Genomic DNA, 14,709 nt, shown 5'->3' with positions numbered 1-14,709 from the left:
CAGAGATGTTTCTTGAGAATCGTCGCCACAGTCCGCCAGCGACGATGCATGAAACGCTGCCGGAGGCCCGCATGCGCCGCACCATCGTTCCCGAAGCTCTAAAGGGCGTCTACGAGCAGTGGCGCTATGCGCCCGCGGTCGCTGCCAACGGTTTCATCCATGTCTGCGGCATTGTCGGCGTCAGCCCCGGCGGCGAAACCCCGTCATGGCTGGGAAGCGAATCATCACAGGCCTTTGCGGGCGCTTCCTCCACCACAGCAACAGGCAACGCGGGTCTCGCGACGCTGGAGGCCGTGCGCGATCCGCAAGCCCAATTCGCCGTCGCCTTCGAGACGCTGCGCAACATCCTGCGCGAAGGCGGCGCGGACCTAAGCGACATCGTCGAGATCACCTCCTACCATGTCGGCATCTCGGCCCACATGGAAGCCTTCATGAAGGTCTGGGCCCACTACCTTAAAGAGCCCTACCCTGCCTGGACGGCGGTCGGGGTCGCGGAACTGATCGTGCCGGGCGGACTGGTGGAGTTGAGGGCGGTGGCGGTGGATCCGACCGGGAGCTAGCCGAACTTCCCAGTCTTTGGGAACCCCTTCGGTACCATGCGCCCCGCGCTCGCGCGGTCGCCGATCCACTCGGCGAGTTCGTCCTTCGACCGGCTGAAGGTCCTGTCGGCGGAATCCTGCCAGGAAAGCCCCGTGGCAAGCGCGAAGGTCTTCATGTCGGACACACCACCATCCTTGTAGCGCTGCAAGCGAACGCCCTTGCCACGCGCCATTTCGGGCACCTGCTCCAGCGGGAAAACCAGCATCTTGCGATTCTCGCCGATGATCGCGACATGGTCGCCTTCGACGAAGACAAGGCGCGCGGCCTCGTCAGGCGTCTTGACGTTCATCACCTGCTTGCCCTTGCGGGTGTTGGCAACGACCTCAGCCTCGGGCACCATAAAGCCGTAGCCCTCATGGCTTGCCACCAGGAGCTTGCGCTGCGGATCGTGGACGAAGGCAGTGACGATGTCCTGGTCGTTCTCCATGTCGACGATAATGCGCACCGGTTCGCCATGTCCCCTGCCGCCCGGCAACCGGTCGGCGCCGATGGTGTAGAACTTGCCGCCGGTGGTGAAGAGGATGACCTTGTCGGTCGTCTGCGCATGGAAGGCGAGCTTTAGCTTGTCGCCCTCCTTGAAGGCGAGCGTCGAGAAGTCGGCGAGATGGCCCTTCATGGCGCGCAGCCAGCCCTTCTCCGAGACGACCACCGTCACCGACTCCTTCTCGATCATCGCCTGATGGATGTCGGCCACGTCATGGTCCGGCGCATCGGCAAAGGTGGTGCGGCGCGGCCCGAGCTCCGGATTCTTCTCGGGAGAGTAGCGGTCGCGCGTCTGCTCGACCTGCCAGCGCACCGCCTTCCATTGCTTCGAAGGCGACGCGAGCAGATCCTCGATCTGCCCCTTCTCCGCCGTCAGCCCGTCGAACTCCTTGCGGATCTCGAACTCCTCCAGCTTGCGCAGGGCGCGCAGGCGCAAGTTGAGGATGGCCTCGGCCTGGACGTCGGTGAGGCTCCAACGCGCCATCATCACGGCCTTCGGCTCATCCTCCTCGCGGATGATGCGGATCACCTCGTCGATGTTCAGATAGGCGATGAGATAGCCGCCCAGAATCTCGAGCCGCCGCTCGATCTCGCCGAGGCGGTGTCTGGAGCGGCGCACCAGCACCTCCTTGCGGTGCTCGAGCCATTCCTGCAGCGCGCTCTTGAGCGACAGCACGTTCGGCACCTTGCCGCGCGTCAGCACGTTCATGTTCAGCGGGATGCGCACCTCAAGCTCGCTGAGCTTGAAGAGCGACTCCATCAGGAGCGCCGGATCGACAGTGCGGCTCTTCGGCACCAGCACGACGCGGACATCCTCCGTGCTTTCGTCGCGCACGTCGTCCAGCAGCGGCAGCTTGCGGTTGATCAGCAGGTCGGCGATCTTTTCGATCAGCTTCGACTTCTGCACCTGATAGGGGATTTCGGTGACGACGATCACCCAGGTTCCCCTGCCCTGGTCCTCCTGCGTCCAGCGTGCGCGGACACGGAAACCACCGCGCCCGGTCTCGTAGGCGTCGAGAATCGAGGCGCGGTTGTCGACGATGACGCCGCCGGTCGGGAAATCCGGTCCCTGGATCAGCCCATCCTCCGGGCTCTTGGACATCAGGTCGGCGACAGACGCGTCCGGCTGTGAGATCAGCAAGAGTGCCGCGTTGCAGAGTTCGTAGGCGTTGTGCGGCGGGATCGAGGTGGCCATTCCGACGGCAATGCCGGACGAGCCGTTGGCGAGCAGGTTCGGGAAAGCGCCCGGCAGGACGACCGGCTCCTCATTCTCCTCGTTGTAGGTCGGGCGGAAGTCGACTGCATCCTCGGTGATGCCCTCCAGCAGCTCGGTCGCGGCCTCGGTCATGCGCGCTTCGGTGTAGCGCATGGCGGCGGCGCTATCGCCGTCGATATTTCCGAAATTGCCCTGCCCGTCGACCAAGGGATAGCGGACGGCGAAATCCTGCGCGAGACGCACCAGCGCGTCGTAGATCGACTGGTCGCCGTGCGGATGGAACTTACCCATCACGTCGCCGACAATCGCTGCAGACTTCGAGAAGCGCTGGCCGGGCTCCAGCCTCAAGAGCCGCATCGCATGCATGATGCGTCGGTGCACCGGCTTCAGCCCGTCGCGCACGTCCGGCAGGGCGCGATGCATGATCGTGGAGAGCGCATAGGCGAGATAGCGCTCTTCCAGCGCCTTCTTCAGGTCAACGCTCTCTATATTGTCGTCGCCGCCGTCGGATCCGGGCGGATTCACGCTTTTTCCCATGGTTTCGGACTAAGTGAGCCGCTGATTCGCTTCAAGACCCGCTCTCGACAAAGACGGGGCGGTGCGATTATGAGTTTCCGATTCGTCAGGGCCTGCTGCGGGAGCGGCGCGCCACAATTTCGACCCGCTCCGCCGCAACTGTCCCGCGTCCCTATCCGGCTCGACCATCCTGTCTGCGAGCCATCACGGAGGTTTTCCATGCTTGCCCGGTCGTTTGCCACTTTCCTTCTAGCTTCCTCGGTTTCCCTTACGGCACTTTCGGCCGCGCACGCCGTCGAGCCGCAGGACGTCGCCAACCGCTTCAAGGAATTGGTCGCTGGCCAGGGCGCGACACTGTCATGGTCGTCGGTCGAGGAGATGGGCGGCGCGATCGTGATGCGCGGCGCGACCGTGAAGGGCAATGCCGAGATCCCGCCGGCCAATCTCGGCGACATTACCTTCGAAGGCGTCGAGGAAGCCGACAATGGCGACTACGTTGTCGAGACACTGTCCATGCCGACCTATTCGACTGTCAGCGAAGGCGCCACGGTTACGCTCGACGGTCTGTCGATCTCGGGGGCGGTGCTGCCGTCGCCCACATCGACCGACATCGTCAGCCAGTCCGGCTTTTTCGATTCGCTCGACGTCGACACGGTCAAGGTCGAAAAGGACGGCAAGCAGCTCTTCACCATGTCGGGCCTGAACTACTCGCTGGAGCGTGCCGACGACGGCAGATCCTACGAATTCACCGGCACGGCCGACGCATTCAGCGCCGATCTAAGCGGCACAGGCGACCCTCAGACGCTGGCCATGCTCACGGCGCTCGGCCTCACCCAGCCCAAGGGCACGTTCGAGATGGCGGGATCCTGGACGCTTGACGATGGCAACATGTCGCTTGAACAGATGGATTTCACGGTCGACAATGCCGGCACGGTCGGTTTCACGATCGACGTCTCCGGCTACACCGAAGACTTCCTCAAGGCCGCCCGCGAGATGCAGAAGAACCTCGCCAACGCAACCGAGGAGCAGAAGGCCTCCGCCGGCATGGCGGCGATGGGCCTGATGCAGCAGCTCTCCTTCGGCGGCGCTTCGATCCGCTACGATGACAACACGCTCGCAGGTCGCGCGCTCGATCTCGCTGGCGGCATGCAGAAGATGAAAAGGACAGATCTTGCCAAGATGGCGGAGGCAATGATTCCGGCCGCTATCGGTCAGTATGTGAAGCCGGAATTCGCCAAGCAGGTGGCAGGCGAGGTGGCTAAGTTCATCCAGGATCCGAAGAGCATCGAAATCAGCGCCGAACCCGCGCAGCCGGTTCCGTTCATGTCAGTCGGAATGAGCGCGATGTCGGCGCCGCAGAACATTCCTGACGAGCTCGGCATCACCGTCACCGCCAACGAGGACGCCGAGGAAGAGTAGACGTCGGTCCGCCCGAGCAGCGCATCCGCGAAAGATCCCTTATCCGGCTGCTTCGCGGCCACCTTCTCCCCAAGGGGAGAAGAACTGCGTCGGCGCTCGACCCCCTCCTCCAGAGGGGAGAGGCGCCGAACGAGGCGCGGCGGTGAGGGGGACGACGGCGACGAGCGGCGTGGTTATGCCATCTCATCGTCCCCCTTCGGCCGCTACGCCACCGTAAACTCGACCTCGATATTGCCGCGCGTCGCGTTGGAATAGGGGCAGACCTGGTGTGCCTTCGCGACCAGTTCGACAGCCTTGTCGTGCTCGAAGCCCGGCAGCGTGACCGTCATGGCGACAGCGATGCCGTAGCCAGGGCCCTCGGTCCGCTCGCCGATGCTTACGGATGCGTCGATGGTCGTATCGTCCGGAATCTTCACCTTCTCGCCACGTCCGACCGCCTTCAGCGCGCCGAGGAAGCAGGCCGAGTATCCGGCCGCGAAAAGCTGTTCGGGATTTGTGCCCGGACCGTCATTTCCGCCCAGCGCCTTTGGCGTGTCGAGCGTGATGGAAAGGCGGCCATCGTCGGTCGCGCTGGTTCCGGTGCGGCCGCCGGTGGTGCTCGCATGGGCGGTGTAGAGGGCTTGCTTGATCATTGTCTTTCTCCTTGGTGACCGCCTATCGATATCGCACAATTAAATTGTGCACAATCTATTTTTGCGCTATATGCTTCACGACGACGTGAGGGAGTTTTCCATGAGCACCGAACCGATCCGGCTCGATTCCATGCTGTGCTTCGCCATCTACGCGACCGGCCATGCCTTCACGCGCTTCTACAAGCCCAGGCTCGACGCGCTCGGCCTTACCTATCCGCAATATCTCGTGCTGATCGTGCTGTGGGAGGGCGACGACATCACCGTCAACACGCTCGGTAGCCGCCTCTTCCTTGATTCCGGCACGATCACGCCGCTCATCAAGCGGCTCGAGGCGCGCGGACTGGTGAGGCGCCGGCGCGATGAAGACGACGAGCGGCAGGTGCAGATCATGCTCACGCCCGAGGGGCGTGCGTTGCGCGAGAAAGCGATGTCGGTCCCGCTCAGCGTCGCGACAGGCACGGGCCTCACCCGCGAAACGGCGGACCGCCTGCGTGCCGAACTGCTCGACCTGCGCGACCGGCTGGATGCTTCGGCCAGCGACGCCTGATCCTGCTGCCTGTCAGGACGGGATCGGCAGCAACCTGTCGATCGGTGCGAGATAGACCGCGAAGCCGACTGCCGCCACCACGAGAGTGGCGACCAGATAGGGAAGCCAGAAGGAAGCCGGTCCGGCAGCGATCGCAAGACCCAGCCTGCCCATCGCATTGGCCGCGAGCGCCGCCAACACCGCCTGGCCGATTGTGGCGGACGTGATCCCCTGGTCGAAAAGCCGCAACGCGCTCAACACCGACACGTCGACGTCGAACGTTCCCGACAGCGCCGACGTCGCGATGAGGCTGCTCGAGCCGAACTGTCCGACGACGGCGGCGCTCGCGGTTGAGACCACGGCGAACAGCAGCGCAAACAGCAATAGTGCCGTCAGATCAAACGGGTTCTTGGGCGTCTCCGCCGAAGCCGCGTCGCCATTGCCGCGGAATAGGAAAACGAGGCCGAAGGCCGCGAAGCAGACGGCGGCGGCAACGGCCTCCGGCATCATCGCCGGCAGCACGCGAGGCTCGATGATCGCCACGATGCCGCTCACCCGCAAGATCGAGATCATAGCCGCGAGGCAGCATGCACCGACGAGCGGCCTGACACTTGCCGCGCTCCTCGCCGTCCGCGCCATTGCGACGGTGACGGCTGTCGAGGACACGACGGCTCCGGCGAGGCCGCTCACGAGCAGGCCGCGCGCCGATCCGAGCAGGCGCACGGCGACGTAGCCCATAAAGGAGATCGCCGCCGTCAGCACGGTGAAGAACCAGACCTCCCAGGGATTGAACCCGCCCCAAGGGTCAACGGTGCGGTCAGGCAACAGCGGCAGGACGACGGCGGTCATCACCGCGAGCACGATCGCCGAGCGCAGTTCCAGCCAGGTGAGCTTCTTCAGTGCGCCGTGCAGCGTCTCTCGACTTGCCAGCAACCCGGCGAGGATCGCGCCGCCCGCCGCCGCGACACGATAGTCCCCGACCACAGCGAGCGCGCCGAGCGCGAAGACGAGCAGCGCCGCTACGACGCCGGTTACGCTGAAATCATGATCGTGCTGGCCCTCCTTGTATTTGAACCAGCCGAAGATCGCTCCGAAGCCGATGAATCCTGCAACGAGAATCGATGGCGCGGACAGCGCCGAAGCGAGCGCGGCCATGGCCCCACCCAGCAGCCCAGTTGCGCCATAGGTGCGGATACCGGCCGTGCGGCTCCCGGCGGGCTCTTCGCGCTCACGCCAGCCGCGCTCCAGCCCGACGAGCAGACCGATTGCCAGTGCAAGCGCCAGCCTCGCGATCGTCGTGTCGGCACTGAATATTGCAAGCACGGTCGGGCCTCCCCTGCCCCGATTACGCCCTTCGCGGCGATCGCGCCAGCATCATCCCCGGGCGCGGCCCGCTGTCGCGTCCGAGCAGGCTGGCTTGTGCGCGCCGGACTGCCTACTGTCGCGGTTCCGACATGCCAACCGAGGAAGCAGGCGACGTGCAGAGTCCGATTCTCAAGGATCTTTCGGTCTGGCTGACGGCTCTGACGGTTCTCGGGCTTCTGGTCGCCATGGCGGGCGAGTGGCTCATTGCTGGCGAAACCGGCGAGATGCTCCTTCTGGCAGGATCCGCCCTCGCCTTCGCAGCCGGCGGCATTCCGACTGCGTGGCGTGCGCTGGTCGAGCTGGTCGGCGAGCGCGTCCTCGACATCGACCTTCTGATGGTCGTCGCGGCCGTCGCCGCGGCGGTCGTCGGTGCTACGCTCGAAGGTGCCGTGCTTCTGACGTTGTTCAGCATTTCCTCGACCCTGGAGGAACGAGCGCTGGGCCGCGCCCGGCGTGCGATCGAGGCGCTGATGGCGCTGCGTCCGGAGACGGCGCTGCGCAAGCGCCCGGACGGCACCGTGGAGGAGATCCCGTCGGCCGCACTGACTATCGGCGACGTGGTCGTGCTGCGCCCCGGCGCTCGGGTCCCGGCTGACGGCATCATCCTGGCGGGTCGCGGCGCGCTCGACGAATCCAACATCACCGGCGAATCCATGCCGGTGGCCAAGCAGGTCGGCGCGCAGGTGTTCGAGGCGACGGTCAATCTCGACGGCGTGCTCGACGTCACCGTGGCGAAGGCGGTCGCCGACAGCACGGTCGCGCGCATGATCGCGCTGGTAACGGAAGCGCAAGCGGCCAAGGCGCCCTCCGAGCGGTTCAGCGCGTGGTTCGGCCAGCGCTACACAGTGGCCGTGCTGGTCGGTTCCATCCTCGCCTTCGTCGCGTTCCTCTGGCTGGGCTACGGCCGCTACGACGCACTCTACCGTGCTGCGACGCTGCTGGTTGCAGCAAGCCCCTGCGCGATCGTCATCTCGGTCCCCGCCGCGATTCTCTCCGCCCTTTCGGCGGCCGCGCGCGGCGGCGTGCTGTTCAAGGGCGGCGCTACGCTGGAGACACTCGCCGCCGTCGACACCTTCGCCTTCGACAAGACCGGCACACTGACCACGGGCCGCGCCGCCGTCACCGGCGTGGTCGCGCTGGATGGTTCGAACAACGATTTCCTGCGCCTCCTGGGCGGGCTGGAAGCGCAGTCCGAACATCACATCGCCGCGGCCTTGCGCAGCGAGCTGGCGGAAAGGGGCCTCGATCCGCTCCCCGTCGCTGATGTCACGACCCTTCCAAGCGCTGGTATCGTCGGCCGCCACGATGGAACGCAGCTTTGGGCCGGCAACCTCCGGATGGCAGAGCGCATGGGAGCGGGTATCGACCACCCTGCCCTGAAGGCGCTCGCCGACGGCACGCAGACGGTGATTTATGCCGGGCGCGGATCGACCACGCTCGGGGCCGTCACCGTTGCCGACGAGGTGCGCGACAGCTCGCGCGCGGCCGTGGATATGCTGCGCCGGGATGGTGTCCGTGCCATCGTGATGATGACCGGCGACCGGCGTCCGGTCGCGCTCCGGATCGGCAGGGAACTCGGCTTCAGGCCGGAGGAGATCCATGCGGAGATGCTGCCGGAGCACAAGGTGAATGAGGTCGCGCAACTCGCAGCCTCCGCCAAGATCGCGTTCGTCGGCGACGGCGTCAACGATGCGGCTGCCCTTGCCCGCGCCGATGTCGGCATCGCCATGGGCGCCGCCGGCTCGGACGTGGCTCTGCAGGCCGCCGACGTGGCGCTGCTTGCCGAGGACATGGAGCGGTTGGCCGACGCCCATCGGCTCGCCCGCCGTACCGCGCGCGCTCATCCGCCAGAACCTGACCTTCGCCATGGGCGCGATGGCAGTGCTCGTTACCGGCGTGCTGTTCTTTGAACTGCCGCTGCCGATCGCTGTCATCGGCCATGAGGGCGGCACCGTGCTCGTGGTGCTGAACGGGCTCAGGCTGCTCACCGACCCGATCCGGCGCGACCTGAGCGGCAAAGCGAAGGCCGAACCCGCCGGCAAACTGTCGGAAGCCACGGCCTGACGATCAGCCTTACTTCACCGCGCCGCGGCGCCATTCGGCCGGCGGAATGCCGAAGCGCCGGGCAAAAGCGCGGTTGAAGGCCGCCTCCGCGCCATATCCAGCCTCATGGGCGACTAGGCCGACCGGCTTGCCCATCAGCTTCAGGTCGATGCTTGCCAGATAGAGGCGCCAGTCGCGAAGATAACGGATCGGCGACGTTCCGAGCACGGCCGCGAAGCGGCCAGCAAGCGCGCTACGCGAGAGGCCTGCCTCGCGTGCCAGCGTTTCGGCGGTCCAATCCCGCCGCGGATCGCCATGGAGCAGAGTGAGGCAGCGACCCAGAATCGGATCGCGCACCGCCGCCAGCCAGCCCGTCTCCACACCGTCGTCACGCAGAAATTGGCGGCGCAGCACCTCCATGAACGCAACCTCCGTCAACCGCTCCAGCATGGACGTGCCGCCGCGCTGTGGTTTGTCAACCTCGGCAACGATCTGCACGATGGCTCCTGCCAGCCAGTCTCCGTCCTGCGAGCCAATGGTGCGGACATGGATGTATTTCGGCAGCGCCTGGCGGAACGGTGCGAAGTTGGCAGCTTCGCACTGTATGTAGCCGCACAGGATGCGCACCGGCTCCCCGCGCTCGCGATAGCGCAGCATCGGAATCTCGCGCCACGGCTTGGGCGGCAGGTCGGCGCCCGGGTCGATCAGCCGCCCACCCGTCCCGACGCCCAGACGATGCGGCGTACCGAACGGAAACGCAGCGATGTCTCCTTCTTCAAGGATCGACTCGCGGCCCTCGAACTCCAACCAGCACGATCCCCTGGCCATGATATGGAAGCCGATCGAGTCAGCCGGCTTGTAGGAGGCCGGCGTCGCGTCGGTCTCCCAATTGCCTTCCGGCATGAAGCAGATGCTGCATCGAGCCGGTGATCCGCACACGGCGCAGCGCTTCGGACAAAAGATCGCCCACGCCTGCCGGCGCGTTCGGGATTTCGGCCAAGGCTTTCGGCGTTCCGGCCAAAGACGCACCGCCATCTTTGTTCGAGGATCGGTCCACAGCTCTCAAGCAAGGAGATTAACATGGCTGATACGACCGACAAACTCGTGGTGCTAGTCACCCGAGGCATCGATTCCGAGCTGTCCTCGGTGGCCTTCACCATCGCCAACGGTGGCATCACCGCGGGCCTGAAGGTCTTCATCTTCCTGACGAGTTCCGCGATCGACCTCGTCCGCAGGAACGGCGCGACGATGACGCACGTCCCGCCGCTCGATCCATTGGCAACGCTTATCAAGGACTTCCTCGCGCGCGGCGGCGTGATCTGGGCCTGTCCTCCCTGCGTGAAGTCTCGGGGATACGAGCAGTCCGATCTGATCGACGGCGTCATCATCGCCGGCGCCAGCGTCATGCACGCCGAAATCAAGGCGGGTGCCGCGACCCTCTCGTTCTGAGGCCGTCGGGGCCCCGGCCGGCGCTCCAGAGTGGTCGGCCGGCTGCCCCTCAGTCCTTCTTCTTCGGCATTACCCTGAGGCCTAGCTCGTTGAGCTGGCCCGACGACACTTCAGACGGCGCGTTCATCAGCAGGTCGTAAGCCTGCTGGTTCATCGGGAACATGGTGATCTCGCGCAGGTTCTTCGCGCCCACGAGAAGCATGACTACGCGATCGACGCCGGCCGCCATGCCGCCATGCGGCGGCGCGCCGTATTGGAAGGCACGGTAGAGGCCGCCAAAGCGCTCCTCGACCGTTTCACGCGTGAGGCCGACCATCTCGAACGCCTTGACCATCGTCTCCGGCAGATGGTTGCGGATGCCTCCCGACGCGATCTCGAAACCGTTGCAAACCATGTCGTACTGGAACGCCTTGATGCCGAGAGGCTCCTGCCCGTTCAGCGCATCGATGCCGCCCTGCGGCATCGAGAACGGGTTGTGGGCGAAGTCGATCTTCTTCTCGTCCTCGTTCCACTCGAAGAACGGGAAATCGACGATCCAGCACAGTTCGAAGCGCTCGCGGTCGACAAGGTTGAGCTCCTCGCCGACACGCGTGCGCGCATCACCCGCGAACTTGTAAAACTTCGCAGGATCGCCAGCGGCAAAGAACACCGCATCGCCGGCGTCGAGGCCGAGCTGCTGGCGCAGTGCCTCGGTCCGCTCTTCGCCGATATTCTTCGCGATCGGCCCGGCGCCTTCCAGCTTTTCGCCTTCCATGCGCCAGAAGATATAGCCAAGGCCGGGCTGGCCTTCGCCCTGCGCCCAGGAGTTCATGCGGTCGGCAAACGCGCGCGAGCCGCCCGTCTTGGCCGGGATCGCCCACACCTGCGCCTTCGCGTCATTGGCGAGGATGCCGGCGAAGACCTTGAAGCCCGAGCCGCGGAAGTGGTCGGATACATCCTGCATCTCGATCGGATTGCGCAGGTCCGGCTTGTCGGTGCCATAGGTGCGGATCGCGTCGTCATAGGCGATGCGGCGGAATTTCTGCGTCACCGGCTTGCCGTCGGCGAACGTCTCGAAGACCCCGCGCATCACCGGCTCCATCGTCTCGAACACGTCTTCCTGCGTGACGAAGCTCATCTCCAGGTCGAGCTGGTAGAACTCGCCCGGCAGGCGGTCGGCGCGCGGATCCTCGTCGCGGAAGCAGGGCGCGATCTGGAAATAGCGGTCGAAGCCGCTCATCATGATCAGCTGCTTGTACTGCTGCGGCGCCTGCGGCAGCGCATAGAAGGTGCCGGGATGGATGCGGCTCGGCACGAGGAAGTCGCGCGCGCCTTCCGGCGACGAGGCAGTGAGGATAGGCGTCGAATATTCGGTGAAACCCGCCTCGCCCATGCGCTTGCGCATCTCGGCGATGATCTTCGTGCGCTGAACGATGTTCCGGTGCAGCGTATCGCGGCGCAGGTCGAGGAAGCGATACTTGAGACGAATGTCCTCCGGATAGTCCGGCTCGCCGAACACCGGCAGCGGCAATTCCTTCGCGGCCGACAAGACCTCGATCTCGCGTGCGAACACCTCGATCTCGCCGGTCGGCAGGTTCTTGTTCACCACCTCGTCGGCGCGTGCCTTCACCTCGCCGTCGACACGGATCACCCATTCGCCGCGCACGGTCTCGGCAGTCTTGAAGGCTGGCGAATCCGGGTCGGCGACGATCTGCGTCATGCCGTAATGGTCACGCAGGTCGATGAACAGCAGCCCACCATGATCGCGCACGCGATGCACCCAGCCCGAAAGGCGGACAGTGCCGCCGACATCCGACTTGCGGAGGGCGGCGCAGGTGTGGCTGCGGTAGCGATGCATGGCGAAAATCCAGTCCAGGGAGTGAGGCGCGGCCCCGCCGAAGCGGCCCGAAAAGTCGCGGGAAAAGCGCATCAAAGGGGCGTTTTGTCAAGCCGAAGCCGCTTCAGGGAGCGGGGCCGCAGCCACTGCGAAAGAGACCAGCGGGCGAAGGTCGGAGCCGGCCGATGAGCAAATATCCCCGCCACGTGGTATGAGCCGCAGGTCCCACCTCACAGCGCGGGGTCTCGCGCGCCTGCGAAGCAGCAGCAATGAGCAAGGGATAAACTGGGCATGCCCTGCCCTATGTGATAGGCCACGCCGGGACTTCAGCACGGCAATCGACAGACAATAGAGAGAGTGGAGAATGGCGCTTGCCCGGGTTTTCAAAGGCATCGTTCTTGCCAAGCGTCATAACATCTTGTCGAAGATCGAACGTTGCCGCCGCCCCCTCTCCAAACTGACTGGCGCGGAGGCCCGCGCATGAAGACGCTCGGTTTTATCGGGACGGGCGCGATCACCGCAGCCTTTATCGAAGGATTGGTTGCCGGTGGTCGTCGCAACTCGATCCTGGTCTCGCCTAGATCCGAGCACCTGTCCGAAGCGCTTGCAGCGCGCTTCGAGACGGTCAGCCGTGCGGCCTCGAATGCGGAGGTGTCGCGCGACAGCGACATCGTCTTCCTGGCGATGCGCCCAGCGCAGGTCGAAAAGGCCCTGCGCGGGATAGAATTCCGTCCCGGCCAAATCCTCTGCTCCTTCGTGACCGGTCTGTCAGTTCCGGAACTCGAAGCGATCGCGCCCACCGCCACCGTTTGCCGGGTGCTGCCGCTGCCGGCCATCGCCATGCGCAAAGGACCAGTGATCCATTATCCGCGCGTGCCTGACGTCCTCGACCTGATCGACGGGATGGGGGATGTTGTCCTGCCGGCGTCGGAAGCCGAGCTCGTCGCCATGGGCGGCGTCAGCGGCTTCATGTCTTCGTTCCTCGACCTCCAGGTCGCGCTGGCGGGATGGCTTGAAGGCCGCGGCGTCGCGCCGGAAGCTGCCAATCTCTATACCCGCTCCATCTTCTCCGGCCTCTCAGAGACGGCGCTGCGTTCGCCGAAGACGCTGGCCGAGCTTGCCGGAGAGCACGAAACCAAGGGCGGCCTCAACGAACGCACACGCGACTATCTCGCCGGGCGCAATTGGTTCGCCGAACCGGGCCTTGCGCTCGATGCTGTGCAACAACTCTCTCGCACCCAACTGAAGTAGCGGCTGCGACGACGCTTCTGGACCATGTCCCGGCCGTGGCTGAGCATGGCCTGCCGATGTTACTGGACATATAGAGGGACGTTACGTCACCGCGAGTCGCCTTGTCCTCCATCCGGCCCCTTATCCCGCTTCTGCTCGCAGCCGGCATCTTGCTCGGCGGCAACGGGCTGCAAGGCACGCTGATCGCGCTGCGTGGCGCGCAAGAGGGCTTTTCGCCGGCCACGATCGGCTTTATCGGCACCACCTATTTCGCCGGCTTCCTCATCGGCTGTTTCACGATCACGCCGATGATGAAGGAGATCGGCCATGTGCGGTCGTTCGCCACGCTGGCGGCAATCGCGTCGGTCGGCGCGCTGGTCCTCATCCTGTTCATCAACCCGTTCGTCTGGGCTGGCGTGCGTTTCGTCAACGGCTTCGCCTTCGCCGGGCTGTTTACGGTGATGGAGGCCTGGCTGCATGCCGGCGTGTCGAACGAGAACCGCGCCCGGGTGCTGGCGATCTATCGGGTCGTCGATATCGGCTCGGTCACCGGCGCGCAGTTCTTGATTCCCATAATCGGCATCGAGGGCTTCGCGATCTTCGCGCTGATGTCGATCATGACGACCCTGTCGCTTGTGCCCGTCTGCCTCGGCGACCGCTCCAACCCCAAGCCGCCTGAAAACGTGAAGCTCGATCTCAAGCGATCTTGGGCAATCTCGCCGCTCGCCGCGATCGGCTGCATTGCGGTGGGCGTGACCAACAGTTCCTTCCGCACGCTGTCGCCGGTCTATGCCGAGCAGATCGGCATGTCGGTGGCAGACGTCGTCACCTTCGTCAGCGCCGGCATCATCGGCGGCGCGCTGGTGCAATATCCGCTCGGCTATCTTTCCGACCGCTGGGACCGCCGGTCGGTTATCCTGACCACCTCTGCGGGCGCGATGATCGCGGCGCTGGCGCTGGCCTTCCTTGCCGGCACGACGCCGCTGGCTAATTTCGTCTACGTCTTCGTCTTCGGTTCGTTCGCAATGCCGATGTTCTCGCTCTGCGCCGCCCATGCCAACGACCGCGCTGGCCCGTCGGAATATGTCATGCTCAACGCGGCGCTGATGCTGTTCTACTCCGTCGGCGCCATCGGCGGTCCGGTCGCCGCTTCCTGGACGATGGAGAGTTTCGGACCGAACGCCCTCTTCATGTTCAACGCCTCGGTCTATCTGGTCTTCATCTTCATCGTGCTCTACCGCATGCAGGCCAGGTCCGGCGTGCCGGCCGAGCGTCGCGGCCGCTTCATCGCTCTGCTGCGCACCTCGACCATCTTTGCGCGCCTCGCCGGCCGGCCGCAGCGGCGCAAAAGGGACGAGGACTGACCGCCATGCTTGACGAAACGGCCCCGGGCTGAAAGGACGGGGCACCTTCC

11 protein-coding genes and 1 pseudogene are annotated in these 14,709 nt (G+C 65.1%); 7 read left to right on the top strand and 5 right to left on the bottom strand.

The genetic code is table 11. The annotated features are described in order from the left end of the window. Positions 1-71 precede the first annotated feature (71 nt). The gene (locus tag LRS09_RS21570; protein WP_257808951.1) at positions 72-560 is read left to right on the top strand and encodes a Rid family hydrolase; all 489 of its coding nucleotides are present in this window, start codon (positions 72-74) and stop codon (positions 558-560) included. Here LRS09_RS21570 and parC read toward each other — a convergent pair. Then, entirely contained in the window at positions 557-2,836 is a 2,280-nt protein-coding gene (parC, locus tag LRS09_RS21565) for a DNA topoisomerase IV subunit A (RefSeq protein ID WP_257808950.1), read from the bottom strand. The genes LRS09_RS21570 and parC overlap by 4 nt on opposite strands. 198 nt (positions 2,837-3,034) lie before the next feature. Between parC and LRS09_RS21560 the strand changes: the two genes are divergently transcribed. Further along, on the top strand, positions 3,035-4,234 hold the full coding sequence (locus tag LRS09_RS21560; RefSeq protein WP_257808949.1) for a hypothetical protein: 1,200 nt from the start codon (positions 3,035-3,037) through the stop codon (positions 4,232-4,234). A gap of 203 nt (positions 4,235-4,437) precedes the next feature. Here LRS09_RS21560 and LRS09_RS21555 read toward each other — a convergent pair whose 3' ends face one another. Beyond that, positions 4,438-4,866, bottom strand: a complete 429-nt coding sequence (locus LRS09_RS21555; RefSeq protein WP_257808948.1) for an organic hydroperoxide resistance protein — start codon at positions 4,864-4,866, stop codon at positions 4,438-4,440. Positions 4,867-4,966: 100 nt separating this feature from the next. Here LRS09_RS21555 and LRS09_RS21550 point away from each other — a divergent pair, with 100 nt between their 5' ends. Beyond that, complete coding sequence (locus tag LRS09_RS21550) at positions 4,967-5,413, top strand: MarR family winged helix-turn-helix transcriptional regulator (RefSeq protein WP_257808947.1); 447 nt, start codon at positions 4,967-4,969, stop codon at positions 5,411-5,413. Between the two features lie 12 nt (positions 5,414-5,425). On the opposite strand, the gene LRS09_RS21545 is transcribed toward LRS09_RS21550, so the two are convergent. Beyond that, positions 5,426-6,715: an MgtC/SapB family protein gene (locus tag LRS09_RS21545; protein ID WP_257808946.1), complete on the bottom strand. Its 1,290-nt coding sequence runs from the start codon at positions 6,713-6,715 to the stop codon at positions 5,426-5,428. Between the two features lie 131 nt (positions 6,716-6,846). Between LRS09_RS21545 and LRS09_RS21540 the strand changes: the two are divergent. Further along, positions 6,847-8,821 (top strand): annotated as a pseudogene (locus LRS09_RS21540) (heavy metal translocating P-type ATPase). Between the two features lie 9 nt (positions 8,822-8,830). Here the strand turns inward: LRS09_RS21540 and LRS09_RS21535 are convergent. Next, a complete protein-coding gene (locus LRS09_RS21535; RefSeq protein ID WP_308240326.1) occupies positions 8,831-9,703 on the bottom strand; it encodes an AraC family transcriptional regulator in 873 nt (290 codons plus the stop codon). A gap of 177 nt (positions 9,704-9,880) precedes the next feature. On the opposite strand from LRS09_RS21535, the gene LRS09_RS21530 reads away from it, so the two are divergent. Next, positions 9,881-10,249: a DsrE family protein gene (locus tag LRS09_RS21530; protein WP_257808945.1), complete on the top strand. Its 369-nt coding sequence runs from the start codon at positions 9,881-9,883 to the stop codon at positions 10,247-10,249. A gap of 49 nt (positions 10,250-10,298) precedes the next feature. On the opposite strand, the gene aspS is transcribed toward LRS09_RS21530, so the two are convergent. Beyond that, complete coding sequence (gene aspS / locus LRS09_RS21525; protein ID WP_257808944.1) at positions 10,299-12,086, bottom strand: aspartate--tRNA ligase; 1,788 nt, start codon at positions 12,084-12,086, stop codon at positions 10,299-10,301. Positions 12,087-12,545: 459 nt separating this feature from the next. Between aspS and LRS09_RS21520 the strand changes: the two genes are divergently transcribed. Both LRS09_RS21520 and LRS09_RS21515 read left to right on the top strand, forming a co-directional pair. Continuing rightward, complete coding sequence (locus tag LRS09_RS21520; RefSeq protein ID WP_257808943.1) at positions 12,546-13,316, top strand: NAD(P)-binding domain-containing protein; 771 nt, start codon at positions 12,546-12,548, stop codon at positions 13,314-13,316. 101 nt (positions 13,317-13,417) lie between these two features. After that, positions 13,418-14,659, top strand: a complete 1,242-nt coding sequence (locus tag LRS09_RS21515) for an MFS transporter (protein WP_257808942.1) — start codon at positions 13,418-13,420, stop codon at positions 14,657-14,659. The last annotated feature ends 50 nt before the right edge of the window (positions 14,660-14,709 follow it).

Origin of the sequence: Mesorhizobium sp. J428, assembly GCF_024699925.1 — a bacterium.
Lineage (GTDB): Bacteria > Pseudomonadota > Alphaproteobacteria > Rhizobiales > Rhizobiaceae > Mesorhizobium_A.
Note: the sequence above shows the minus strand (reverse complement) of the source record. Positions and strands in the feature narration are given on the sequence as shown.

Excerpts from the sequence above, each read along its gene's own strand:
- LRS09_RS21530 (WP_257808945.1), top strand. The coding sequence starts at position 9,881 with ATGGCTGATACGACCGACAAACTCGTGGTGCTAGTCACCCGAGGCATC.
- LRS09_RS21520 (WP_257808943.1), top strand. The coding sequence starts at position 12,546 with ATGAAGACGCTCGGTTTTATCGGGACGGGCGCGATCACCGCAGCCTTT.
- aspS (WP_257808944.1), bottom strand. The coding sequence starts at position 12,086 with ATGCATCGCTACCGCAGCCACACCTGCGCCGCCCTCCGCAAGTCGGAT.
- LRS09_RS21535 (WP_308240326.1), bottom strand. The coding sequence starts at position 9,703 with ATGCCGGAAGGCAATTGGGAGACCGACGCGACGCCGGCCTCCTACAAG.
- parC (WP_257808950.1), bottom strand. The coding sequence starts at position 2,836 with ATGGGAAAAAGCGTGAATCCGCCCGGATCCGACGGCGGCGACGACAAT.
- LRS09_RS21570 (WP_257808951.1), top strand. The coding sequence starts at position 72 with ATGCGCCGCACCATCGTTCCCGAAGCTCTAAAGGGCGTCTACGAGCAG.
- LRS09_RS21555 (WP_257808948.1), bottom strand. The coding sequence starts at position 4,866 with ATGATCAAGCAAGCCCTCTACACCGCCCATGCGAGCACCACCGGCGGC.
- LRS09_RS21550 (WP_257808947.1), top strand. The coding sequence starts at position 4,967 with ATGAGCACCGAACCGATCCGGCTCGATTCCATGCTGTGCTTCGCCATC.
- LRS09_RS21560 (WP_257808949.1), top strand. The coding sequence starts at position 3,035 with ATGCTTGCCCGGTCGTTTGCCACTTTCCTTCTAGCTTCCTCGGTTTCC.